This is a genomic window from Streptomyces sp. NPDC008238 (assembly GCF_042956445.1).
Classification (GTDB): Bacteria; Actinomycetota; Actinomycetes; order Streptomycetales; family Streptomycetaceae; genus Actinacidiphila.
Genome location: NZ_JBIBGK010000002.1, coordinates 114,297 through 136,811 on the forward strand (window position 1 = coordinate 114,297; position 22,515 = coordinate 136,811).

Below are 22,515 nucleotides of genomic sequence, written 5' to 3' on the forward strand. Positions count from 1 at the left end.
TACCCTTAGAGCTAGAGCAGTCATTACCGACCTTAGAGCGCACGCGTAAGGACTACAAGTGGAACTCGCCTATTACTCCGACTACGCCGTGCGCCTGGTGAACAGCGAGGAGCCCGAGCGCGGCATCGACAACCTGACCTCGGTCGACGCGGTGCGCGAGCTCTTCGGCCCGTCCAGCCTGGCCGCGGGCCGCGCGGGGGACGCCGACGTGCAGCGGCTGCGCACCGTCCGCACCCGGCTGCGCGGCGTCTTCGAGGCCGCCTCCGAGGGCGACGAGGTGCGCGCCGTCGACCTGCTCAACGCCCTGCTGCTGGAGTTCCCGGTCAGCCCGCAGATCTCCGGCCACGAGTTCCTCGACGAGAGCGGCCGGCCCGACTGGCACATGCACCTCGCCGAGCACGCGGCCACGGCCACGGCCTCGTACGCCGCGACCGCCTGCATGGGCCTGGCCTTCCAGCTGACCGACCTCGGCGTGGACCGGCTCGGCATCTGCCAGGCCACCACGTGCCGCAACGCCTACATCGACACCTCGACCAACCGGTCCCGCCGCTACTGCTCGGACCGCTGCGCGACCCGCGCCAACGTCGCCGCCTACCGCGCCCGCAAGCGCCTGGAGAACGAGCGGTCCGCCCTGAGCGGCCTGACGCAGGACACCAGCCAGCCCGCCACGCCCGCCACCGAGCGCTGAACCTCGCGCGGCGGCCGGAAGCGCCCCCGTCCCCGGGCGAGCACCAGCTCGTCCGGGACGGTGCCGAACTCCCTGCTGTCGTTCTCCACGAAGGTGTTGTCGCCCAGCACCCACCAACCGCCCTCGCGCCGCTCGACGGCGCGCTTGACGATCAGCAGGTCCTGCTGGAGCGGATGCCGCAGCACCACCACGTCACCCTCCCGGACCTCCGCCGCGCTCCTGACGTGCTGCACCAGCAGCCAGTCGCCGCTCAGCAGCGTCGGCACCATCGACGGACCTGTCACCTCGACCAGCTGGTACGGCACGCTCCTCCTCTGCCCAGCCCCGGGCTCGCGCATGCTCAGCCTCCTCCTCCATGCTCCACCAGCCCCAGGGTGACACCAGACTTTTGTCGTAAGCACCAAGGGGCGCCCGAGAAAACCACTCGACAGGGGAGTAATCTCCCTGGTGGAAAGACGATCACGAGGAAGGACAGTCATGCTCGCTCGCCTGTTCGCGCCCAAGGTCAAGGTCAGCGCTCACTGCGACCTGCCCTGCGGTGTCTACGACCCGGCCCAGGCCCGCATCGAGGCGCAGTCCGTCAAGGCGGTCCAGGAGAAGTACCAGGCCAACGAGGACCCGCACTTCCGGGCCCGCGCCATCGTCATCAAGGAACAGCGCGCGGAGCTCGTCAAGCACCACCTGTCGGTGCTGTGGAGCGACTACTTCAAGGCCCCGCACTTCGAGAAGTACCCGCAGCTGCACCAGCTCTTCAACGACGCGCTGAAGGCGGGCAGCGCCGCCAAGGCCTCGACCGACCCGGCGACCGGCCAGAAGCTGCTCGACCTGATCGACCAGATCGACGCCATCTTCCAGGAGACGAAGAAGGCCTGACCTGCCGTCGGCGATCCGCGCCCGGTCCGTACGGCCCCACGAGGGCCCGCGCGGACCGGGCGCGGTCGTGTGTACGGACCTGCGGCGGGCGGACCCCCCGGGCCGGAGGCAAGGTGACGGCCCGGGGGGCGCTTCCGCGGGGCACCGGCGCGCCGCCCGAGCCGTCACCTGCGCTCCCGCGCGCGCGGACGTCCGCACTCCGGAAGGCCGGGGGCAAAACCGCGGAAGTCCGTGTGGTGGGCGCCCCCGTTTTGATGGACTCGCCCCCGTGGCGGAACCGTTCCCGGCGGGCCCCGGGCGAAGGTGCGGGTGAGGGGGCGTGGGTCCGGGTCGGGCGGGTGGCGCCGCCGCGGACCTCGGACGGGCCGACCGACGTGCCGGCAGGAAGAATCCATCCCGTGGTGAACGCACTGCAGGAACTGATCAAGCGCCGGCTGGAGCAGCGGGGCTGGTCGTACGGTGAGGTGGCGCGACGCGGAGGTGTCCCGCGGTCGACGGTGCATCACCTGGCGACGACCGCGCGGGTGACCCGGATGCCGCAGCAGTCCACGCTGGAGGGCCTCTCCCGCGGCCTGGAACTGCCGCCCGACGCGGTGCGCAGGGCCGCGGCCGAGGCCTGCGGCATCCACCTGTACGTCGAGGACGGCACCGGCGCGACCACCGACCCCGAGGTCGCCACCCTCATCGCCAGCGTCCAGCAGCTCTCCGAAGCCGACCGCCGGCACGTCGCCGCCCTCGTCGAATCCCTCCTCCGCAGCTCCACCCCGTCATAGCCGCTCCGCTGCCGCGCCGTCGGACGCCGTGCCGCCCGGCGGACCGGCACCGCACACGGAGCGGCAGCGGTGCAGGAATCCGTCCTGGTCGACCTCGCACAGCGCCGCCATCGGTTCGACGGGCGGCCGGTCGGGGCGGCGCGCCGTCAGCGCACCGAGCAGCGCGCGGCCGTACGCCAGGCGCGGCAGCAGGCGCCCCGCCGAGGTGGGCCCGGGCATTCAGCACGCCGCCGGTCTGACGACGCGCAGCCAGCCGATGACCGCGTTGACGGTGGCGTAGTCGAGTTCGGCGATCCTGGCGACGGCGTCCGCGTCGTCGCGGCGGACCGGGACGCCGGCGGCGTCGAGGGCGCAGTGCAGCATGACCTGGTGCGCCTGGGTGGGTGGCAGGGTCTGGCCGGGACGGATCTGGGCGCGCAGCAGGTAGGAGATGGGCAGCGGGGGCGTCGGTCGGTCCACGGTCATGCGCGGATTCCCTCGAAGTAGTCGGACAGGGCTGTGGTGAGGTCGAGCCGGCTGTGCCATGCGCGGTGGTCGAGGAGTTCGGTCCGTGCCCGGGCCCAGAAGGCCCCGACGACGGCGTGGTCGTTGCGGTCGGCGACCAGGCCGGTGGGGGGCGCCAGTCCCCGGGCGTGGGCGCGTTCGGTGAAGACGAGCGTGGTGAAGCGCCCCTCCGGCCGGGGGCCGGGGTGCAGGGAGTGCTGCAGTACGGCCCTGCTCAGGGCGTCCGCCGCCACGGCCGCCGCCGGCGCGGAACCCGTGCTCCACCCCATCAGCCGCCGGGCGTGGGCGTCGAGGACGATCACGCAGAGCAGTGCGCCCTGGCCGGTGGCGAGTTCGACGGCGTCGGTCACCCAGAGCCGGTCGGGCACCCCGGGGCGGCCCTGGAGCCCGGCGCGCCGCATGAGCAGTTCCACGGTGCCGTGGCTGAGGGACAGGCCGTGCCGCAGGGTGAGCTCCTCGTGGACGCGCCGGTACCCGAAGGTGCCGCGCGAGGCGGCGTGGATGGAGGCGATGAGATCCGTCAGCCACAGATGCCGGGCGGCGCGGGCCGAGGGGGGCCGGCTGCGCCAGGTGAAGTACCCCGATTCGGAGATGCCGAGGACGCGCGTGGCGGTCCGGATCGGGAGACCCTCACCGGCCATCACCTGCACGGCCTCGAATCGCCTTTTGGGGACACCACATCGCGCAGCAGTTCGGTCACCCGCCGGTGGACGGCGAGTTCGGTCTCCAGTTCGGTGATGCGTTTGCGGGCCGCGGTCAGCTCGGCGGTGCCCACCTGTGGGCGCCGCGGCCTGCCGAGGTGCGGCAGGTGCGTGCGACGCCACTGGTAGATCGTCTGGTCACCGAGGCCGAGGTCCAGGGCGACCTTCTTCACGGGCTCGCCGGCGACCAGCAGGTCGAGGGCCTTGCGGCGCAGCTCGGGCGGATATCGTCTGGGCACTTCATGCCTCCGGAAAGGCCGGTCGTGGTCCCGGGCCGGGGACCCGTCGGGGGTTTGGGGAGGTGAGGGACGTGCCCCCGGCCCGGAAGCGGTGGGGGCGTCAGCTGACGTGGCGGTGCATGGTCACCGTGGGCCGGAACTCGCGCAGCGGACTGGCCCCGGCTCCGGCCGGCACCGCTGCCGCGGCCCGGTCCAGGACGGCCCTGACCTCGGCGGCCAGCGCGTCCGCGCGGCGCTCGATCTCCGCGAGCGGGTCGCCGCACCGCCTCAGCTCGGCCACCCGGCGCCGGATGTCGGCGAGCCGGTCGCGGTCGCGGGCGGTCAGGGTGAGCGGCCGCGGGGTCGCCACGATGAACTGGTAGGCGCCCGCGAAGGTCTGGCATCCCGTGCAGTGCTGGTTGACGGCCCGGCTGATGTTCGTGGCGTTGATCCGCCGGAGGTCGACACCGGAGGTGGTGACGATCTGGAAGGAGAGGGCGATCGACCGGCACGGCCGGGAGGGCGAGCAGCCGACGGATGCGGCGACCGCCCGGTTGTGCGCGGCGGCCGCGACGAGCGGCCCGAACCGGTGGATCGAGAACTCCTCGTCGTACTGGACCGGGTGGGCCCGGTTGGCGAGGGTGTGCGCCTCGTCCACGGCGGCGCCGACGCTGCGGGGGATGTGCGACCCCGGTGCCGCGCCGGCCGGGGCCGCGGTGGCGAGGGCGGCGAGGCCGGCGGTGGTCAGCATGCCCAGCCGGACGGCCTTGCGGCCCACCGTGCTGGTACGGGGCTTTCGGTGCGTCACGGACTTCTCCTGTACGGATGGAAGGGATGTCGGGGAAGGGGGCGGATGCGAGTGTGGGGCCGGTCCGTGTCAGGTCGGCAGGGGCGCGGGGAAGGACACGGTGAAGCTCGGGATGGGGGGTTCCGAGGGCGACGCGGAGTCCGAGGGCGAGGCGGTGGGCGAGCTCGCGGACGGGCTCGGCCCGGCCGTGGCCGTGGTCCGGGTGCTGCTCGGCTCCGGTTCGCTGCGCGAGGCGCGCGGGCTCGGCGACGCGGCGGGCGAGGAACTGCCGCTCGCCGAGGCGGAGGCGCCGGCCGATCCGGACTCCGAGGGCGACGGCGAGGGCGCGGTCGCCGACGGCTCGCCCACCGCCACGGTCACCGGGGGTGTGGTGACGCTCGGCAGCGGTGCGGGGGCGACGGGGCGCAGGGGCCGGATATCGGGCACCCCGGGCTGCAGGATGGGGGCGATCGGCGGCTGCGGAGGCAGCGGCTTGGGGGTCACCCCGCCCACCCACGCGGCGCACAGCGCCGCAGCTCCGGCCAGCGTGACCCCGCCGATGAGGAGCCTCAGCCGGAGATTCCCCTCCGTGGCGCGGACGACGTGGCGGACGAGCCGGCCCCCCAGACGCACCGACAGGTACGCGGCGCCGGCCAGGGGGAAGACCAGCATGAGACTGCCGATGACGCCGACTGTCCCGGCGGCGAACTGGCCCTCGGCGAAGGCGGAGCCGGTCCCGGTGAGCTGCTCGACCAGCGACCGCAGGCTCGTCTCGAGCAGGCGCGGCAGGTTCCACAGCACGTAGCCGAGTTCGGCCAGCAGCAGCGGCACCATGGTCAGCACCCAGGTGGTGACGATGATCCGGGCGGAGCGCTTGAGGTCGGAGACCTCGGGGGGCACCGGGCGGCCCGGCAGCATGCTGCGCAGGATCGGCTTGATCTTGCCGAAGAGGTCGGGGACGCCGGCGAGGTCACCGAGGATGTAGTAGCCGTCCAGCCGGACGGCCGGCATGAGCTGCTCGATGATCTCGAAGTGGGCCAGGTAGACGGCGGCGAGGAAGAAGGACTGCCCGGTGGCGAAGTAGCCGCCGGCCAGGGCCAGTATGAAGACGACGTTGAAGTAGACGCCGCCGAGGTCGGTGCGCATGCGCCCGCCCCGGCCGATCCGGTAGACGTCGGTGACGTCGGTGTACATCGACGGCCAGATCAGGAAGATGCCGCAGCCGATGGCGCCGGGGCGGGCCCCGCCGTAGCGGCAGGCGGAGGCGTGCCCGAACTCGTGGAAGACGAGCGAGGCCACGGTGAGCGCGAACACCACCAGCATCAGCACGGGCTGTTCCAGCACCTGGAGCACCGGTGTCATCGCCCCGTGCAGCGCGAACAGCCAGATCTCCATGGCGACCGCGGTCGCGAGCACCAGGGCCACCACCAGCGGGCGGTGCAGCCAGGCCAGGGAGCGGGCGATCCGGGCGACCTGCCGTTCGCGGAAGATGACCCGGTGGCCCTTGAGGACGAGCAGGAGGTCCGCGGTGGGCCCGGTGACCTCGTCGTCCTCCTGGCCGAAGGGGACGGTGACGCCCAGCGGCTGGAGCTTGTTCTCGATCAGGTAGCGCACGTTCTCGGCGCTGACCTCGCGGCCGAAGCGCCCGCTCACCCGGTGCGAGATGGCCTCGGTGTCGCGCCGCCCGTCGATGGCGCGGGCGACCAGGTACAGCAGCCGGCTCAGCTGGACGACCTGCCCGTCCCCCCGGCGGACGATGTACCGGGGCTCGGTGGTCCCCGATCCCTTGTACTCGCCGAGGAGTTGCAGGCCCGCGCCCAGCCGCGGGACGGGGAAACCCGTGTCGCAGGGGGGTTCCGTCACGTCCGCGCCGTACACCGCCGTCCCCGTGGGGCCGGGGCCGTGAGCAATGTGACTTTCCGTCACCGTCCTGCTCTTCCTCCCGAGACGGACCGCGCCACGACGGGCGCGGTCCGCACACGTACGGGTGTTGTTACTGGCGGATGTTGATGGCCTGGACGGCCTCGGACTGGGCGACCGCGAACGGGGAGAACTGGTTCGCCGCGAGCGACTCGTTGTGGGCGTCGACGTGCGCGATGTTCTTGGTCACGTGCGTGGTCTTGACGAAGCTGAACTTGAGCTTGCCCAGGGCCTCGCGGCCCGGCAGCAGCTCCGCGGACTCGGCGTCGAGCTGGTCCATGTTCATGGGGGGGGATACCTTTCTCGGTATGCGGAAGGAGGTGGGCCGCGGACTACTGGCGGATGTTGATGGCCTGGGTGGCCTGCGACTGGGCGACCGCGTACGGCGACCACTCGTTGGCCGCGAGCGACTCGTTGTGGGCGTCGACGTGGGCCACGTGCTTGGTCACGTGCGTGGTCTTGACGAAGCTGAACTTGAGCTTGCCCAGGGCCTCGCGGCCGGGCAGCAGCTCCGCGGACTCGGTGTCCAGCTCACGCATGTCGAGCATGGGGGATCCTTCGGACGAGGGGTGCGGACGCGGACCGGGCCACAGGGCCCGTCCATCCACACCGGACGATCTGTCTGACGGCGTTGGACAGTAGCCGGGCGCCACGGCCCCGGCAAGCGACTCGGAGGCATGACCGTCCGTCAACACCGCGTCAGGGCGCGGGAAGAGGCAGGTGGGAGCGCCGGCAGGGGCGTTCCGGACGATCGGGCCCGACCGCCGGATGTCACTCGAACGGGTCAATCCGCCCCCTGCCCGATGTGGGGAAGTCCCGGCAGAGGGGGCGAAGCACGACGAACCGGTGGCTATCCTCTCGATCCCCGAGGTGCTTGGGCCCACCAGGCCTCCGGTGAGAGGGGTGCACGTGCTTGTCGTTCAAGGGGCGACCGCCACCGCCGTCGTCCGCCACCGGACCGGAGAGCCGGTGGTCCTGCTTTCCGGCGAACTCCCCGCGGTCCTCACTCCGGCCGCCCTGAACGAACTGCTGAATCTGGCGGCCGCCGTCCTCACGGCCGAGGAGACCGCCCTCTTCCGCAGTTGCCTGACCGCACTGCGTTGCGGGGAGAAACTCCAGGAACGCCGTATCGAGGTCAGCGGCGCCGTCCTCACCGTCTACAGCAGCTGATCCGAACCGAATTCCGGCTGTTTTGGATTGCATTTTCCGGGGCATTTCCAAAAGCCCGCATCCGAGGGCGACATGCCGGATGCGGATCACCCTGGAGAGTGTTTCCGGGACCCACCACGGGGGCTCGGCGAATAGCGACCGGCAAAGCTCAGGAGGGGTTTCGGCCGGAATCCGCGGACAGGACGGGCCGTCGCCCGTTCGGACGCCCGACCCCGTTCGGCGGAATGAATGCGGCACGAGTCCCGAGTAACGTCTGGCGGGCCATCCGGCAATTCACCGAGTTTGAGGAGAAATGCGGTGAGAAAATTCGTTCGCGCTGCCGCAACGGCAGCACTGGCCACCGTGGCCCTGGCGGTCCCCATGACGACGGCGGCGTCGGCCACCCCGTCCCATTCCGCGTCCGGCGCCTACCGGAGCGCCGGGCACGGCCAATGGGGCGGCGACCACGGCCGCTGGGGCGGGGACCACGGCCGTTGGGGCGGCGACCGCGGTCGCTGCGGGCCACGCCTGTGGGGGTACGGCAGGTGGGACGACCGCTGGGACCGCGGCCGGGGCCACGGCCACGGGCGTGGCTTCACCCACCAGCGGTACGACCGCTTCGGGTTCGACCGCTACCGGCTGGACCGGGACTGCGACTGCCGCTACCGCTACTGAACCGGCCACCCGTGACGTGGGCCCCCGGGAAGGGGACTTTCCCGGGGGCCCACCCCTGTGCGCATTCCGTTCCGCCCGCCCGGCCGGCCGCTCAGCTGCTGTAGACGGTGAGGACGGCGCCGCTGACCTCGATACGGCGTTCCTGGAGTTTCTCCCCGCAACGCAGTGCGGTCAGGCAACTGCGGAAGAGGGCGGTCTCCTCGGCCGTGAGGACGGCGGCCGCCAGATTCAGCAGTTCGTTCAGGGCGGCCGGAGTGAGGACCGCGGGGAGTTCGCCGGAAAGCAGGACCACCGGCTCTCCGGTCCGGTGGCGGACGACGGCGGTGGCGGTCGCCCCTTGAACGACAAGCACGTGCACCCCTCTCACCGGAGGCCTCGGGTCCGCGAACTCGTCCCGAGACTGGAGAGAATATCCCCGCGCTCGCCGCTCTTTGTCCGTTCTGAGTTGCTTCACCACCACACGCCCCGTCAGGCACGGCATGAGCATGGCCAATCGAACGCCGGGTCCCGGTCAGCGGACGGCGGCAACGGCCAAATCAGCACCCTGCTGCACGAGACGGACCGGGCCATCCGCAGTAGACGGCTGGCGGCGATTGGCGTTGCGATGTTCCCTGCGCCGGCGTGCACCCCGAAGGGTCAGCCGGACTCCGGACCGGCCTGCGACCGGGACTCCGCGGAGCTGCGGAGGAGGGATTCGACGAGTGCGGCGACGTGCCGGCGGTCGGCTTCGGAGAGCTGCTGGACGCTGGCGATGAGGGTGGCGACCTCGGGGTCGGTGGTCGCGCCGGTGCCGTCCTCGACGTACAGGTGGATGCCGCAGGCCTCGGCCGCGGCCCTGCGCACCGCGTCCAACGGCAGTTCCAGGCCGCGGGAGAGGCCCTCCAGCGTGGACTGCTGCGGCATCCGGGTCACCCGCGCGGTCGTCGCCAGGTGATGCACCGTCGACCGCGGGACACCACCACGCCGCGCCACCTCACCGTACGACCAGCCCCGCTGCTCCAGCCGGCGCTTGATCAGTTCCTGCAGTGCGTTCACCACGGGATGGATTCTTCCTGCTAGCACGTCGGTTGACCCGTCCGAGTGAGATCGAGTCTACAGCGGTGCCACCCGCCCGACCCGGACCCGCACCCCCTCACCTGCACCTTCGCCCGGGCCTGCCAGGCCGGCCGGACCGGACTGCCACGAAGTGCTTGCCGCGGGGCGGGCCAGGGGCTAGCGTCCAATGCCATCAGACACCTCGTCCAATGACTATGGACGACGCGGCGCGGACCCGCCTTCGCCCACCCGCCCCACCGGGCTCGCCCGCGAAGGCGGTCCGCCACCCGGAATCCCGACGGCGATTCCGCGCTTCCCCGGGCGGTTTTCTCCAGCGTCGCCAAAACTGCCCTCCCTCCTCCGAAACCCGTACCTTCAACGCTCCGGGGCGCGGTGCGTCACGCCCGGCGGCGGTCACGTCGGACGGAATCTAGAGGTGATCAACGCCCCCGAAACGCAGTTGCCCAAAACTGGCCGCTTTTGCCCCATCCGATCAAGTGATTCAACGTCATGGGCTTTGCTCTCCGCACATGCCGACAGCAGATATATGCATCCTTCGTCGGCTCTCCCCGGCCGGACGCCGTCCGCACGCTGATCACTTGCCGCAGAACCCGGGAGTGGTATGTGCGACGAATTCTGCGGGCCCGCCCTCGCGGCATGGCTCGCCCGAGGGGCCGACGGGCCGCGGCGCCACCTCGAGGAGTGGGCGCGCGCCAGGAACAGGGTGACGCTGCTGCCGGCCGGCCACCGCTGGGACGCCGTCAGGATTCCCGAACGGCCGGGCCACGACGTCCTCGCCCGGCTCCAGGACGGCACCGCGCCCGTCGGGCCGGTCATGTGGGACCGGCGCTGCGGCCACCTGTACTTCCTCGTGCCGCCGCTCGCCGGGGACGTCTGGTCCCCGCTCGGGCTGCGCCTGCTCACCCGGGGAGCGTGGCTCGCCGCCGCCGACCCGCGGAGGCCGGCCCGGCACCCGGCCCTGTGGATCTGCTCCAGGGGCGGCGTCCGGCTCACCCCGCCGGCATATCTCTACATCGCCTGCCTGGAGGCGCTGACCGCCGGCGCCCGCTTCCTGCGGCGTGTCGCCGCGCCCCTGTGAGCCGCCCGCGTCCCGTTCACGCCCGCAGCGCCCGTCCGGCGCGTACGGCACGCACGACGCTCACGGCGCGTACCGCACGTACGCGGCGCACCATCCGGCGCACGGCGGGATGACGGCGCAGGGCCTCGGCACGGACCGGGCTGCCCCCGGGCAGCCGCAGGCTGGTGAGCCGGCGCCGCTTGAAGTACCGCGCGTGGTCCGGCAGATGACGACGGAGCCATTCCTCGGCCTCCGGGCGCAGCGCCGGGTGCAGACGCGCCTGCATGCAGTAGCCCACGGTTCGCAGCAACGGGGCCAGGGTCGCCTCCACCGCCTCCCCCGTGAGGGCCGGGGGCCGGCCGACGAGCGCGGTGTCCCGCTCCAGGTCGGGGAGGGCGGCGTCGACGAGGGTGAGCGGGACCCGGTCGGCGTTCTCGTACGGGGCGATCCGGTCCAGCAGCGGCCCGGTGCCGACGCGGGCGGCGGCGATGCCGTGCAGGGCCGCGGCGGTGACCAGGGCGGCGGAGGAGCACCCGACGACCAGCGCGGGACGGAACCGCGCCAGAAGGGCCTCGGCGGCGACGGGGCCCTCCAGCACGGCCAGTTCCACACCGAGTCCGGCGGCGGCCTTGCCCAGCGCGTGCGTCAGGTCCTCCGGTGCGCCGGGGCCGGGGGCGTACAGCAGCGAGGTGTGTCCGGCCGCCACCGCGCCGCGGAGCATCCGCGCGTGCAGCCCGGCCTCCTCCCGCTCGTCGACGAGGCCGCTCGCGGTCAGGTGCTCACCGAGCAGGAGCGCGGTGTGCCGCCCGGGAACCGGCGGGACGAGGTCGGCCATCCCCTCCAGCGTGCGCAGCAGGACGTCCCGGGGGACGGCGACGGGCTCCACCGCGTGCTCGGCGAGCAGCAACGGGCGCAGCCCCGGCAGCAGGTCGACGTGGAGGAGCCGCACGATGCGGCAACTCAGGCCCGCGGGCAGCCGGTCGGCGGTCGGGCCGTACCCCCTCGGACCCGGGTCGTACACATGGACCGGGCTCTCGGCGAAGACCTCGGCGACCGAGCGGGCCGGCGGGGCGTCCGGCGCCTCGCAGACGATCTCCACGGCTCCGTCGCCCAGGTCCCAGGCGAGCCGCAGCGCCCGCTCCCACAGGGTCAGGTCCTCCTCGCGGGGTGCCCAGTCCGCCGGGTGGTGCGGGGCGATGATGGCGTTCCAGGAACGCACGGCGTCGAACTCGGGACGCAGGGCCGCGAAGCCCGGCGTACGGTCGAGGGGCGTGGCGAGCTCGGGGACGGCCGAGACGTCGCTCACCACGAGGAGGCGGCGGCGCCCCCCACGGGGTCCGAACAACCCCGCCCGGATGGCCGCCGTGACGGTCGCCGCCGCGTAAGGGGTGGCGGCGAAGAAGATCTGGGTCATCCACTCGTCCTTCGTGTCACCGCGCGCCCGGCGCGGCTTCCGGTCCGGGGCGCGGCGCTGCCGCTCGTGCATCAGCATCACGGACCGGTTCCTCCCGGTCCAAGCCAGGACGCCGGATATCACCGGTCCGAGTGAGCGGCGGCCCGGATCCGGCCCGGACGGGTCCGCGGAAAGAACGTCCGCCGACGTGTCGATCCGCGCGCCGCCCGTTCGACGCGTAGGCAGGAGCGGGGAAGGATCCCGCCGTCGCACGAAGAAGGAGAACGCCATGCGTTTCATGTCCCTGATCCGGATCAACGAGGACAACGTCCCCGAGGGCGGCCCCGACGAGCGGCTGATGGAGGAGATGGGCCGGCTCATCGAGGAGATGTCCAAGGCCGGTGTGCTGCTGGACACGGCGGGTCTGCGGCCCACCTCCGAGGGGACGCGGCTGCACTGGGACCACGGGAAGCTGTCGGTGATCGACGGGCCCTTCACCGAGTCCAAGGAGTTCATCGGCGGCTACGCGATCGTCCAGGCGAAGTCGAAGGAGGAGGCCGTGGAGTGGACCAAGCGCTTCCTGCAGATCCACGGCGACGCCTGGGAGATCACCTGCGAGCTGCGGCAGGTCGAGGAGGCCCCGGAGCTCTCCTGAGCGCCGCGGCCGGCCGCCGGTTGCCCTCCGCCGGAGGTGCTGCTGTGATGGGTGGCTGTGACGGCCTCGGCTCCAGGTACCGATGACGCCCGCCGCGCGATCGAGGCGGTGTGGCGGATCGAGTCGGCCCGGGTGATCGCCGGTGTCGCGCGGATCGTGCGCGACATCGGCGTCGCCGAGGAACTCGCCCAGGACGCCCTGGTCGCGGCCCTGGAGCAGTGGCCGGGGGACGGTGTCCCGGACAACCCCGGCGCCTGGCTGACGGCCACGGCGAAGCACCGCGCGATCGACCTCGTCCGCCGCCGGGAGGTCTTCGCCCGCAAGCTCCAGGAGCTGGGCCACTCCCTGGAGGGCGGCCTCGCGTACGAGCCGGACTTCGCGGCGGCCGAGGCGTCCGCCGACGGCGACATCGAGGACGACCTGCTGCGGCTGGTCTTCACCGCCTGCCACCCGGTGCTGTCCACCGAGGCCCGCGTGGCGCTCACGCTGCGGCTGCTCGGCGGTCTGACGACCGCGGAGATCGCCCGCGCCTACCTGGTGCCGGAGGCGACCGTCGCCCAGCGCGTCGTCCGGGCGAAGCGGACGCTGGCGAAGGCGGACGTGCCCTTCGAGCAGCCGCACGGGCCCGAGCGGGTCGAGCGGCTCTCCTCCGTCCTGGAGGTCGTCTACCTGGTCTTCAACGAGGGCTACTCGGCGACCGCGGGCGACGACTGGATGCGCCCCGCGCTGTGCGAGGACGCCCTGCGCCTGGCCAGGGTGCTGGCGGGGCTGATGCCCAAGGAGCCGGAGGCGCACGGACTGGCCGCGCTGCTGGAGATCCAGGCGTCGCGCGCGGCGGCCCGCACCGGCCCGGACGGGCAGCCCGTCCTGCTCGCCGACCAGGACCGGCGGCGCTGGGACCAGTTGCTGATCCGGCGCGGCTTCGCGGCCCTGGCCCGCGCCGAGGCGGCGGGCGGCCCGCCGGGCCCGTACACGCTGCAGGCCGCCATCGCCGCCTGCCACGCCCGCGCGCCGCACGCGCGGGACACGGACTGGCCGCGGATCGCGGAGCTCTACGCCGCCCTGGCCCGGCGCACGCCCACCCCGGTGGTGGAGCTCAACCGGGCGGTCGCCGTCACCATGGCGTACGGGCCGGAGGAGGGGCTCGCGCTCGTGGACAGGCTCACCGGCGAGCCGTCGCTGCGCGGCTACCACCTGCTGCCGAGCGTCCGCGGTGACCTGCTGGAACGGCTCGGCCGGCACGCCGAGGCGCGTGAGGAGTTCCTGCGCGCCGCCACCCTGACCCGCAACGAGCGCGAACGCGCCCTGCTGGTGGAACGCGCCGCGAGGGCGAGCCTGGCGGCCGGGGACGGCTAGGGCCTGTTTCGAAAGTAGCGTCGGCCGCCCGGAGGGCGGGTCCCGCGGCTCCCCCAGCTTGCGCCGGGAGGTGCCCCCAGGTGCGGTGCATCGCAAGGCGGAGAGTCGTCCTCGTAGTGGGCTACTCGGACGATTCGACAACGCAGCGAGGCGCCGTGCCAGGCGTCGCGGGACAGGCGGGACTTTCGAAACAGGCCCTAGCGCGTGTCGTCACGTGACTCAAGGGCCGGCGGACGCGTGTCGGACGACCGGCCGCGGCGGCGGCCCGCGACGCTGCCGATGGCCTCGACGACGGGGTGCCGGTGGGCCCCGGGCCCGCGCAGGGCGTGCAGCATCACGAACATTATCAGCGGGCACATCAGCGCCACGGCGAGGATGAAGATCGCGCCGATCGGCACGCCCAGCCCGACCGCGACCACCACCGCGACCGCCGCGGCGAGCCCGTACAACCCGTAGTGACGTGCGGTCGCCCTCGTCCTGCCCATGGCGGCCTCCCACGGTCTCGGCGACGGCCCGTTCCCTCATCGTACGGCGGCGGGCGCGCGCCGCATCCGCGCGTCAACGGCCGTTGCCCGCGGCCCGGGTGACGGCCGGTCCCCCGGGGCGGCGCACGCCCCCCTCGGTGTCGCGCGGACCACCGTGCGCCCTCACCGGGGGCCGCCGAGCGGGGTGGACATACTTCCCGCTCATGGGATCATCCTGCGGTGTGCCGCCCACGGCGCGGCGGGAACCGCGGCCCGTGCGCCGGGCGTCGCCACATGCGACCGCCGCGTCACCGGGGTCCGGAGCGTCCCTCCGCACGGCCCCCGTCCCACGCGACGACCGCGCGCAGGACAACCATCGTCGTCGACACCCGAGAGGGGCAGGGCATGACCGCAACGGCGAGCCGCTACCTCTACCTCACCCGGCACGCCGAGGCGCTGCCGGACGAGAGCGGACTCACGGAGAACGGCTTCCGGCAGGCCGGGCTACTCGGCGAGCGGCTGAAGGGCTCCCCGATCTCCGCCGTCCACCACAGTCCGCTGCCCAGGGCCGCGCAGTCCGCCGCGATGATCGGCGAACAACTGGGGAGCGGGGTGCCCGTGGCGCCCCACGAGCTCGCCGGGGACTACCCGCCGTACTTCCCGGCGGAGTCCGAGCTGCCGCCGGACAGCGCGTACTACCTCTCCCGCTTCCTCGACCACTTCTCCCCCGAGGAGCGCGCCTGGGGGCCGCAGCTGGCCACCGAGGCGCTGACGCGGTTCGCCGGGCCCATGGCGGCGGGCAAGGCGCACCACGAGCTGGTCGTGACGCACAACTTCCTGATCGGCTGGCTGGTCTCGGCGGCGCTGGACGCGCCCCGCTGGCGCTGGCTCAGCCTCAACCACGCCAACGCCGCCCTGACGGTGATCCGCTACACCCCCGGCCGCCCGAACTCGGTGCTGCTCTTCAACGACATGCGGCACCTCCCGGAGGAGCTGCGCTGGACCGGTTTCCCGGCCGAGCTGCACTTCTGAGGGCGGTCGCCCCGTTCCCCCGCCGGACACCGGACCCGGCGCGGCGGCGGGTGCCGGGGCACCGGGCCCGGGCACCGGTCGGGGGACCTTGTGGCCTATGGCAACGCGATCCCGGGCAGTGTTAGAAATGTCGACATGGTCGACGTTTTCGACCGATTCGGGGCGTGTCAATGCGGTCACTGACCGAGAAAAGCCCGCGGAGCGTCGCCGGACAGGTGTTCATCCTGCAGGTGGCGATCGTCGTGCTGCTCGTCGCGTGCGGGGTGTTCGCGCTCGTCCTGCAGTCCCGGCACGACGGCGAGCGGGAGGCCGTCAACCGCTCCATCGCGGCGGCCGGCACCTTCGCGCGCTCCCCCGGCCTGGACGAGGCGCTGAAGGAACCGGACCCCTCCAAGACCCTCCAGCCGATCACCGAACTGGCCCGCAAGGAGGCCGGGGTCGACTTCATCGTGGTGATGGACACCTCCGGCATCCGCTACACGCACCCGATCCCCGACCGGATCGGCCGGCGGTTCGTCGGCACCATCGAGCCGTCCCTGCAGGGCAGGGTCCACACCGAGAGCGTGCACGGTCCGCTCGGCCACGAGGTCCAGGCCGTGGTGCCCGTCTTCGACCCCGTCGACGACCCGCACGGCGAGGTCGTGGCGCTGGTGTCGGCCGGCATGAAGGTCAAGAGCGTGACCGGTGTGGTCGCCAAGCAGCTGCCGATCATCCTCGGCGCCGGCGCGGCCGCGCTCGCCCTGGCCATGGGCGGCACGGCCCTGGTCGCCAAACGGCTGCGCCGGCAGACCCACCGCCTGGACCCGGCCGAGATGTCCCGCATGTACGAGCACCACGACACGGTGCTGCACTCCGTACGGGAGGGCGTGCTCATCGTCGACGCCGACGGGCGGCTGCTCCTCGCCAACGACGAGGCCAAGCGCCTGCTGGACCTCGCCCCCGACGCCGAGGGCCGGCGGATCCCGGACCTCGCGGGGCTCGACCCCGGCACGGTCGAGCTGCTGACCTCCGGGCGGGTGGCCACCGACGAGGTGCTCCCGGCCGGCGACCGCCTGCTGGCGGTGAACCAGCGTCCCACCAACGGCCGCCACGGCGGCCCCAAGTGCTCCATCGCGACCCTGCGCGACTCCACCGAGCTGCGGGCCCTGTCCGGCCGCGCCGAGGCCGCCAGGGGACGCCTCAAGCTGCTCTACGACGCGGGCCTGGGCATCGGCACGACCCTCGACGTGGTGCGCACCGCCGAGGAGCTGGCCCAGGTCGCCGTGCCGCGCTTCGCCGACTTCGTCACCGTCGACCTGGCCGACCCGGTGCTGCGCGGCGAGGAGCCGAGCGGCGCCGCCGGCTCCGACATGCGCCGTACGGCCGTCAACGGCATCCGCTCCGACGCCCCGCTCTACCCGCTCGGCAAGCTGATCGACTTCCTGCCCTCCACCCCGCAGGCGCGGGGCTTCGGCAGCGGCCGCTCGGAGATCGTCCCTGACCTGTCCTCGGACCCGGGCTGGCTCGCCCAGGACCCCGAGCGCACCGACCGGGTCGTCGGCTACGGCATCCACTCGCTGATCGCGGCCCCGCTCAAGGCCCGTGGCGTGGTGCTGGGCATCGCCAACTTCTGGCGGTCCGAGAAGCCGGAGCCGTTCGACGAGGACGACCTGTCGCTCGCCGAGGAACTGGTGGCCCGGGCCGCGATCAACATCGACAACGCTCGCCGCTACACCCGCGAGCATGCCCTGGCCGTCACCCTCCAGCGCAGCCTCCTGCCGCGCGCGCTGCCCGAGCAGAGCGCGCTGGACGTGGCGCACCGCTACCTGCCCGCGCAGTCCGGCGTCAGCGGCGACTGGTTCGACGTCATCCCGCTCCCGGGCAACCGGGTGGCGCTGGTCGTCGGCGACGTCGTGGGGCACGGGCTGCACGCCGCCGCCACCATGGGACGGCTGCGCACCGCCGTGCACAACTTCTCCACCCTCGACCTACCGCCCGACGAGCTCCTCGGCCACCTCGACGACCTGGTCGGGCGCATCGACCAGGACGAGTCCGGCACCGGTGTCGGCGCCGGCGTCATGGGTGCCACCTGTCTGTACGCCATCTACGACCCCGTCTCGCGGCGCTGCGCGATGGCCAGGGCCGGGCACCACCCTCCCGCGCTGGTGCGCCCCGACGGCGGCGTGGAGTTCCCCGACCTGCCGGCGGGGCCGCCGCTGGGCCTGGGCGGCATGCCGTTCCAGACCGCGGAACTGGAGCTGGCGGAGGGCACGCAGCTCGTCCTGTACACCGACGGGCTGATCGAGGACCGCACCCGGGACCTCGACGTCGGCATGGAGATGCTGGGGCGGGCCCTGGCCGCCCACCCGGACCGGCCGCCCGAGGAGAGCTGCCAGGCCGTGCTGGAGGCGCTGCTGCCGGGCCGCCCCAAGGACGACGTGGCCCTCCTCATCGCCCGCACCCGCGCCACGCCGGCCGACCACGTCGCCGAATGGGAGGTGCCGGTCGATCCCGCGGCCGTGTCGGGGATGCGGGCCGCCGTCGCGGACAAGCTGGACGAGTGGGGCCTGTCGGAACTGGCGTTCGGCATGGAGCTGGTGCTCAGCGAACTCATCACCAACGCGATCCGCTACGGTTCCGCGCCCATCAGGGTGCGGCTGCTGCTGGACCGCACCCTGACCTGCGAGGTGTCCGACGGCAGCAGCACCTCGCCGCACCTGCGCTACGCCGCCACCACCGACGAGGGCGGCCGCGGGCTGTTCCTCGTCGCCCAGGTCGCCGAGCGCTGGGGCACCCGTTACACCCCCTGGGGCAAGGTGATCTGGGCCGAGCAGCCGCTGCCCGCCTGGGCGGACCGCGCCCTTGCCGCGGGCATGCGGCTGACGGGCGCGGTCGACGCCACGACGCGGTGAAGGCGCCGGGGGCTCACCGGGGCGTCTCCGCCAGCACCCGTGCCCGGCAACGGGCGGGCGTGCCCCAGGCGGAGCGCAGCGCGCGGGCCTTGGTCAGCCACAGGGACAGGTCGTACTCGGCGGTGTAGCCGAGGGCGCCGTGCAGTTGCAGCGCGGTGCGCGCCGCCCGGTACGCGGCCTCGCCGCACGCCGCCTTCGCGGCGGCGACGTCGGCCCCGGTGCCGGTCACGGCGGCGCCGTGCAGCAGCGGCCGGGCGAACTCCAGGGCGATCAGTGTGTCGGCCAGCCGGTGCTTGACGGCCTGGAAGGAGCCGACCGGGACGCCGAACTGGTGGCGCCGCCGTACGTGCTCGACCGTGCGGGCCAGCAGCGCGAGCCCGACGCCGAGCGCCTGGGCCGCGGTGACGAGGGTGGCCCGGTCGGCGGCGCGGGCGGCCGCGGCCACGACGGCGGGCCCGGTGGCCAGCACCGCCGCGGTGTCCTGCCGCGGCCGGGCCAGGCGCCGTACGGGGTCGAGGGAGGCCAGCGGCGGACCGTGCTCGCGGGCCAGGAGCAGCCGGTCCCCGCTCACGAGCAGGACGCCGTCGGCGGCGTCGGCGTCGAGGGCGTGGCCGCCTTCCGGATCGGCGAGACCGAGCAGGGCCCGCCCCTCGGCGACCCGGGGCAGCCACTCCTCGGCCGGCCCCGGGTCGGGCAGCGCCTCCAGGAGCGCGGCCGCGGCCACCGTCTCGGCGAGCGGCCCGGGCACGGCGTGCCGCCCCAGCTCCACGTCTTCTGGCCGCGCAGCAGCCAGCCGCCGTCGGTGCGGGTGGCGGTGGAGCGCAGCGACGCCAGGTCGGAGCCCGCCTCCGGCTCGGACCAGGCCTGCGCCCAGATCACCTCGCCGCGCGCCATGGGCGGCAGGACGCGGTCGCGCTGCTCCTGGGTGCCGTGTTCCAGGAGCGTGGGCCCGAGCAGGCTGACGCCGTTCTGGCCGACCCGGCCGGGCGCCCCGGCGGCGTGGTACTCCTCCTCGAAGAGCAGCCACTGCGCGAGCGTCGCGTCACGCCCCCCGTAGGCGGCGGGCCAGGAGACGACCGACCAGCGGCCGGCGGCCAGCCGCCGCTCCCAGGCGCGGTGGGCGGCGAAGCCCTCGGCCGTCTCCAGGGAGGGCAGCGGGACGGCGGGGACGTGCGCGGCGAGCCAGTCCCGGGCCTGGCGCCGGAAGGACCGTTCCTCCGGGGTGACGTCGAGGTCCACCCGCTCCCCCTTCCCTAACAAGTGTTTGGTAGATTAACGTCGGTGGCGTGACTCCACCACCCCCGTACCTGCCGGGCCACGCGCTGCTGGCGGACCGCACTGCGGTCGTCACCGCCGCGGCGGGCGCCGGCATCGGCGGCGCGACGGCCAGGCGCCTCCTGGAGGAGGGCGCCCGGGTGGTGGTGGGCGATGCCCACGCGCGGCGACTGGCGGAGTGCACGGCCACGCTGGCGGACGCGTTCGGGCCGGAACGGGTCGCCGGGCTCCCTTGCGACGTCACGGACGAGGCCCAGGTCGCGGCCCTGCTCGACCTCGCGGAACGGCGGCACGGCCGGCTGGACATCGTCGTCAACAACGCCGGCCTCGGCGGCACCGCCGAACTGACCGAGATGACCGACGCCCAGTGGGGGAAGGTCCTGGACGTCACCTTGAACGGCACCTTCCGCTGCACCCGCGCCGCCCTGCGCCGGATGAAGGCCTCCGGGGCCGGTGGCGTCATCGTCAACAACGCCTCCGTCGCGGGCTGGCGCGCCCAGGCCGGGCAGGCGCACTACGCCGCGGCCAAGGCGGGCGTCATGGCGCTCACCCGCTGCGCGGCGGTGGAGGCGGCGGCGTACGGGGTGCGGGTCAACGCCGTCTCCCCCAGCCTCGCCATGCACCCGCACCTGGTGAAGGTGACCAGCCCCGGCCTGCTGGAGGAACTGACCGCTCGCGAGGCCTTCGGCCGCCCCGCGGAACCCTGGGAGGTCGCCAACGTGATCGTCTTCCTCGCCTCCGGCTACTCCTCGTACATGACCGGGGAGGTCGTCCCGGTGAGCAGCCAGCGCGCGTGAAGCGAGAATGATCCCCGTGCCGAAGACGACGCCGAAGACCACGCCCAGGACCGCCAAGAGCCCCGCGGGCGGCGCTGCCGCCCCCGACGGGCGCCGCGCGGAACTCCTCGCCATCGCCGCCCGGGTGTTCGCCGCGCAGGGCTACGACGCCACCACCGTCCGGCGCATCGCGGACGAGGCGGGGATGCTCGCGGGCAGCCTCTACTACCACTTCGACTCCAAGGAGTCGATGCTGGACGAGATCCTCTCGGGCTTCCTGGACGAGCTGTGGGCCGGCTACGAGGGCGTCCTCGCGGCCGGGCTCAGTCCACGGGAGACCGTCGAGGCCCTGGTCACCGAGTCCTTCCGGGAGATCGACCGGCACCTGGACGCGGTCGCGATCTACCAGCGGGAGGCCCGGCACCTGGCGTCGTCGGAGCCGCGCTTCGGCTACCTCGCCGATTCCCAGCGGCGGTTCGAGCGGCTCTGGCTCGGGACGCTGGAACGCGGCGCCGCCGCCGGGGTGTTCCGCGCCGACCTCGACCTGAGGCTGGCGTACCGCTTCATCCGCGACACCGTGTGGGTCGCGGCGTCCTGGTACCGGCCGGGCGGGCAGCACAGCCCCGAGGAGATCGCCCGGCAGTACCTGTCCATGGTGCTGGACGGCGTCACCGTCCGGGAGTGACGGCGCCGCCGCCACCGGTCCGGCACCCGGTCCCCATCAAGGAGCAGTCATGGCCGAGGCCTACATCGTCGAAGCGGTCCGCACGCCGGTCGGCCGGCGCGGCGGCGGGCTGTCCGGGGTCCACCCCGCCGACCTCGGCGCCCATGTGCTGAAGGCGCTGCTGGAACGTTCCGGGGTGGACCCGGCCGCGGTCGAGGACGTCGTCTTCGGCTGCCTCGACCAGGTCGGCCCGCAGGCGGGCGACATCGCCCGCACCAGCTGGCTGGCGGCCGGACTGCCCGAGGAGGTCCCCGGGGTCACCGTCGACCGCCAGTGCGGCTCCTCCCAGCAGGCCGTCCACTTCGCCGCCCAGGGCGTGCTGTCCGGCACCCAGGACCTCGTCGTGGCGGGCGGCGTCCAGAACATGTCGGCCATCCCCATCGGCTACGCCAACCACCGTGCCGTCGAGCCGATCGGCATGACCGGGGGCCCGTTCTCCGGCTCCGAGGGCTGGCGCGCCCGCTACGGGAGCACCCCGGTGAGCCAGTTCCACGGCGCGGAGCTCATCGCCGCCAAGTGGGGCATCACCCGCGAGGCCATGGAGGAGTTCGCGCTGGGCTCCCACCGGCGCGCGATCGCCGCCGCCGACGGGGGCCGCTTCGACCGCGAGCTCGTCCCGTACGCCGGGGTCACGGCCGACGAGGGGCCGCGCCGGGACACCACCCTGGAGAAGATGGCCGGCCTCGCCCCCCTGGTGGAGGGCGGCCGGCTGACCGCGGCCCTCGCCTCCCAGGTCTCCGACGGGGCCGCCGCGATGCTCGTCGCCTCCGGGCGCGCGGTCCGCGAGCACGGGCTCACCCCGCGGGCCCGGGTCCACCACCTGTCGGTACGCGGCGAGGACCCCATCCGCATGCTGTCGGCGCCCATTCCGGCGACCGCGCACGCGCTGAAGAAGACCGGGATGACCATCGACGACATCGACCTGGTCGAGATCAACGAGGCCTTCGCCCCCGTCGTCCTGGCCTGGCTCAAGGAGACCGGCGCCGACCCCGCCCGGGTCAACGTCAACGGCGGCGCCATCGCGCTGGGCCATCCGCTCGGCGCCACCGGTGTGAAGCTCATGACCACCCTCCTGCACGAACTGGAGCGCACCGGAGGCCGCTTCGGCCTCCAGACGATGTGCGAGGGCGGCGGCCAGGCCAACGTCACGATCATCGAACGCCTCTGAGGGCGTGCCGGCGCCTCCGTGTCACCGGGGCCGGCGCCCTCGACGGCGTACGGCCGGTACGGCGCCGGGGTGCGCCCGGCCCTCGGCCCGGTGTGCGTCGACGCTCGCGGCATCGACCCGGCGCGCTTCGTGTGGTGGGCCCCGCCCGCCGTCCCCGGGTGCCGCCGTGGAGCCGCGGTCTAAGGCAGGGAAACGGAGGGCGCGCCCCCGACGGTCCCGCTCGGCCACGGCGCCGGGGGCCCGCCCGGCCCTGGGAGGCCGACAACCACGTCGGTTCCATCGCGCCGGCCGCTCCGGGCGGGTCAGGCGACGCCTCACCGACGGCCAGGCCGACGTCGCCACCGTTGGCGATACGGGTACCCGAGGCCGCCCGGGCCGCC

Annotated in this window: 27 protein-coding genes and 1 pseudogene; 13 read left to right on the forward strand and 15 right to left on the reverse strand. The window is 73.6% G+C overall.

Annotated features, from left to right (window positions below; translation table 11 throughout):
* Window positions 1-58 precede the first annotated feature (58 nt).
* Window positions 59-688 carry a CGNR zinc finger domain-containing protein gene (locus ACFZAU_RS05290; RefSeq protein WP_499602713.1) on the forward strand — a complete coding sequence of 210 codons (630 nt, stop codon included), beginning with the start codon at window positions 59-61 and terminating at the stop codon, window positions 686-688.
* Here ACFZAU_RS05290 and sodX read toward each other — a convergent pair.
* Window positions 592-1,026, reverse strand: a complete 435-nt coding sequence (sodX, locus tag ACFZAU_RS05295; RefSeq protein ID WP_499602714.1) for a nickel-type superoxide dismutase maturation protease — start codon at window positions 1,024-1,026, stop codon at window positions 592-594. The two genes, ACFZAU_RS05290 and sodX, sit on opposite strands and share 97 nt — an antisense overlap.
* Window positions 1,027-1,165: 139 nt before the next feature.
* Between sodX and sodN the strand changes: the two genes are divergently transcribed.
* Complete coding sequence (gene sodN, locus ACFZAU_RS05300; RefSeq protein ID WP_018563636.1) at window positions 1,166-1,561, forward strand: superoxide dismutase, Ni; 396 nt, start codon at window positions 1,166-1,168, stop codon at window positions 1,559-1,561.
* A gap of 398 nt (window positions 1,562-1,959) precedes the next feature.
* On the forward strand, window positions 1,960-2,334 hold the full coding sequence (locus ACFZAU_RS05305) for a helix-turn-helix domain-containing protein (protein ID WP_499602715.1): 375 nt from the start codon (window positions 1,960-1,962) through the stop codon (window positions 2,332-2,334).
* Here the strand turns inward: ACFZAU_RS05305 and ACFZAU_RS05310 are convergent.
* From ACFZAU_RS05310 to ACFZAU_RS05345, 8 genes are all read right to left on the reverse strand, one after another.
* On the reverse strand, window positions 2,329-2,553 hold the full coding sequence (locus ACFZAU_RS05310; RefSeq protein ID WP_500551190.1) for a hypothetical protein: 225 nt from the start codon (window positions 2,551-2,553) through the stop codon (window positions 2,329-2,331). The genes ACFZAU_RS05305 and ACFZAU_RS05310 overlap by 6 nt on opposite strands.
* Window positions 2,554-2,799: a hypothetical protein gene (locus tag ACFZAU_RS05315; RefSeq protein ID WP_499602718.1), complete on the reverse strand. Its 246-nt coding sequence runs from the start codon at window positions 2,797-2,799 to the stop codon at window positions 2,554-2,556.
* Window positions 2,796-3,479, reverse strand: a complete 684-nt coding sequence (locus ACFZAU_RS05320) for an IS3 family transposase (protein WP_500551191.1) — start codon at window positions 3,477-3,479, stop codon at window positions 2,796-2,798. The genes ACFZAU_RS05315 and ACFZAU_RS05320 overlap by 4 nt, the downstream gene beginning before the upstream one ends.
* On the reverse strand, window positions 3,479-3,778 hold the full coding sequence (locus ACFZAU_RS05325) for a transposase (RefSeq protein WP_499602720.1): 300 nt from the start codon (window positions 3,776-3,778) through the stop codon (window positions 3,479-3,481). Before ACFZAU_RS05325 ends, ACFZAU_RS05320 begins: the two co-directional genes overlap by 1 nt.
* 100 nt (window positions 3,779-3,878) lie before the next feature.
* Window positions 3,879-4,565, reverse strand: coding sequence for a hypothetical protein (locus ACFZAU_RS05330; protein WP_499602721.1), 687 nt, complete (start codon window positions 4,563-4,565; stop codon window positions 3,879-3,881).
* 69 nt (window positions 4,566-4,634) lie between these two features.
* A complete protein-coding gene (locus ACFZAU_RS05335; protein WP_500551192.1) occupies window positions 4,635-6,407 on the reverse strand; it encodes a zinc metalloprotease in 1,773 nt (590 codons plus the stop codon).
* 130 nt (window positions 6,408-6,537) lie between these two features.
* Window positions 6,538-6,750, reverse strand: coding sequence for a hypothetical protein (locus tag ACFZAU_RS05340; protein ID WP_431969350.1), 213 nt, complete (start codon window positions 6,748-6,750; stop codon window positions 6,538-6,540).
* 46 nt (window positions 6,751-6,796) lie between these two features.
* Window positions 6,797-7,012, reverse strand: a complete 216-nt coding sequence (locus ACFZAU_RS05345; RefSeq protein WP_018563645.1) for a hypothetical protein — start codon at window positions 7,010-7,012, stop codon at window positions 6,797-6,799.
* A 361-nt stretch (window positions 7,013-7,373) separates the two neighbouring features.
* Here ACFZAU_RS05345 and ACFZAU_RS05350 point away from each other — a divergent pair, with 361 nt between their 5' ends.
* Window positions 7,374-7,634, forward strand: coding sequence for a hypothetical protein (locus ACFZAU_RS05350; protein ID WP_499602723.1), 261 nt, complete (start codon window positions 7,374-7,376; stop codon window positions 7,632-7,634).
* Window positions 7,635-7,931: 297 nt separating this feature from the next.
* A complete protein-coding gene (locus ACFZAU_RS05355) occupies window positions 7,932-8,288 on the forward strand; it encodes a hypothetical protein (protein ID WP_500551193.1) in 357 nt (118 codons plus the stop codon).
* Window positions 8,289-8,379: 91 nt separating this feature from the next.
* Here the strand turns inward: ACFZAU_RS05355 and ACFZAU_RS05360 are convergent, their stop codons facing one another.
* Window positions 8,380-8,640 carry a hypothetical protein gene (locus ACFZAU_RS05360; protein WP_499602723.1) on the reverse strand — a complete coding sequence of 87 codons (261 nt, stop codon included), beginning with the start codon at window positions 8,638-8,640 and terminating at the stop codon, window positions 8,380-8,382.
* Window positions 8,641-8,924: 284 nt separating this feature from the next.
* Window positions 8,925-9,326 carry a helix-turn-helix domain-containing protein gene (locus ACFZAU_RS05365; RefSeq protein ID WP_500551194.1) on the reverse strand — a complete coding sequence of 134 codons (402 nt, stop codon included), beginning with the start codon at window positions 9,324-9,326 and terminating at the stop codon, window positions 8,925-8,927.
* Window positions 9,327-9,945: 619 nt separating this feature from the next.
* Between ACFZAU_RS05365 and ACFZAU_RS05370 the strand changes: the two genes are divergently transcribed.
* Window positions 9,946-10,422, forward strand: a complete 477-nt coding sequence (locus ACFZAU_RS05370; protein ID WP_500551195.1) for a hypothetical protein — start codon at window positions 9,946-9,948, stop codon at window positions 10,420-10,422.
* A gap of 16 nt (window positions 10,423-10,438) precedes the next feature.
* On the opposite strand, the gene ACFZAU_RS05375 is transcribed toward ACFZAU_RS05370, so the two are convergent.
* Complete coding sequence (locus ACFZAU_RS05375) at window positions 10,439-11,815, reverse strand: polysialyltransferase family glycosyltransferase (protein WP_500551587.1); 1,377 nt, start codon at window positions 11,813-11,815, stop codon at window positions 10,439-10,441.
* A gap of 268 nt (window positions 11,816-12,083) precedes the next feature.
* Between ACFZAU_RS05375 and ACFZAU_RS05380 the strand changes: the two genes are divergently transcribed.
* Together ACFZAU_RS05380 and ACFZAU_RS05385 are read left to right on the forward strand one after the other, a co-directional pair.
* Window positions 12,084-12,449: a YciI family protein gene (locus tag ACFZAU_RS05380; RefSeq protein ID WP_499602729.1), complete on the forward strand. Its 366-nt coding sequence runs from the start codon at window positions 12,084-12,086 to the stop codon at window positions 12,447-12,449.
* A gap of 51 nt (window positions 12,450-12,500) precedes the next feature.
* On the forward strand, window positions 12,501-13,805 hold the full coding sequence (locus tag ACFZAU_RS05385; protein ID WP_500551196.1) for an RNA polymerase sigma factor: 1,305 nt from the start codon (window positions 12,501-12,503) through the stop codon (window positions 13,803-13,805).
* Between the two features lie 197 nt (window positions 13,806-14,002).
* Here the strand turns inward: ACFZAU_RS05385 and ACFZAU_RS05390 are convergent, their stop codons facing one another.
* Window positions 14,003-14,290 (reverse strand): hypothetical protein, encoded by a 288-nt coding sequence (locus ACFZAU_RS05390; protein ID WP_500551197.1) that lies wholly within the window; start codon window positions 14,288-14,290, stop codon window positions 14,003-14,005.
* A gap of 384 nt (window positions 14,291-14,674) precedes the next feature.
* On the opposite strand from ACFZAU_RS05390, the gene ACFZAU_RS05395 reads away from it, so the two are divergent.
* Both ACFZAU_RS05395 and ACFZAU_RS05400 read left to right on the forward strand, forming a co-directional pair.
* Entirely contained in the window at window positions 14,675-15,301 is a 627-nt protein-coding gene (locus tag ACFZAU_RS05395) for a histidine phosphatase family protein (protein ID WP_500551198.1), read from the forward strand.
* Window positions 15,302-15,471: 170 nt separating this feature from the next.
* Window positions 15,472-18,192, forward strand: coding sequence for a SpoIIE family protein phosphatase (locus ACFZAU_RS05400; RefSeq protein ID WP_500551199.1), 2,721 nt, complete (start codon window positions 15,472-15,474; stop codon window positions 18,190-18,192).
* A 13-nt stretch (window positions 18,193-18,205) separates the two neighbouring features.
* Here the strand turns inward: ACFZAU_RS05400 and ACFZAU_RS05405 are convergent, their stop codons facing one another.
* Both ACFZAU_RS05405 and ACFZAU_RS05410 read right to left on the reverse strand, forming a co-directional pair.
* Entirely contained in the window at window positions 18,206-19,219 is a 1,014-nt protein-coding gene (locus tag ACFZAU_RS05405; RefSeq protein ID WP_500551200.1) for an acyl-CoA dehydrogenase family protein, read from the reverse strand.
* Window positions 19,132-19,431, reverse strand: a pseudogene (locus ACFZAU_RS05410) (acyl-CoA dehydrogenase family protein); the annotation flags it as partial. The pseudogene ACFZAU_RS05410 and the gene ACFZAU_RS05405, both read right to left, overlap by 88 nt.
* Window positions 19,432-19,478: 47 nt before the next feature.
* Between ACFZAU_RS05410 and ACFZAU_RS05415 the strand changes: the two are divergent.
* From ACFZAU_RS05415 to ACFZAU_RS05425, 3 genes are read left to right on the forward strand one after another with little or no spacing between them, the layout of a single operon-like run.
* On the forward strand, window positions 19,479-20,264 hold the full coding sequence (locus ACFZAU_RS05415; protein ID WP_500551201.1) for an SDR family oxidoreductase: 786 nt from the start codon (window positions 19,479-19,481) through the stop codon (window positions 20,262-20,264).
* Window positions 20,265-20,280: 16 nt separating this feature from the next.
* Window positions 20,281-20,928 (forward strand): TetR/AcrR family transcriptional regulator, encoded by a 648-nt coding sequence (locus ACFZAU_RS05420; RefSeq protein WP_500551202.1) that lies wholly within the window; start codon window positions 20,281-20,283, stop codon window positions 20,926-20,928.
* A gap of 49 nt (window positions 20,929-20,977) precedes the next feature.
* Entirely contained in the window at window positions 20,978-22,135 is a 1,158-nt protein-coding gene (locus ACFZAU_RS05425; protein ID WP_500551203.1) for an acetyl-CoA C-acetyltransferase, read from the forward strand.
* The last annotated feature ends 380 nt before the right edge of the window (window positions 22,136-22,515 follow it).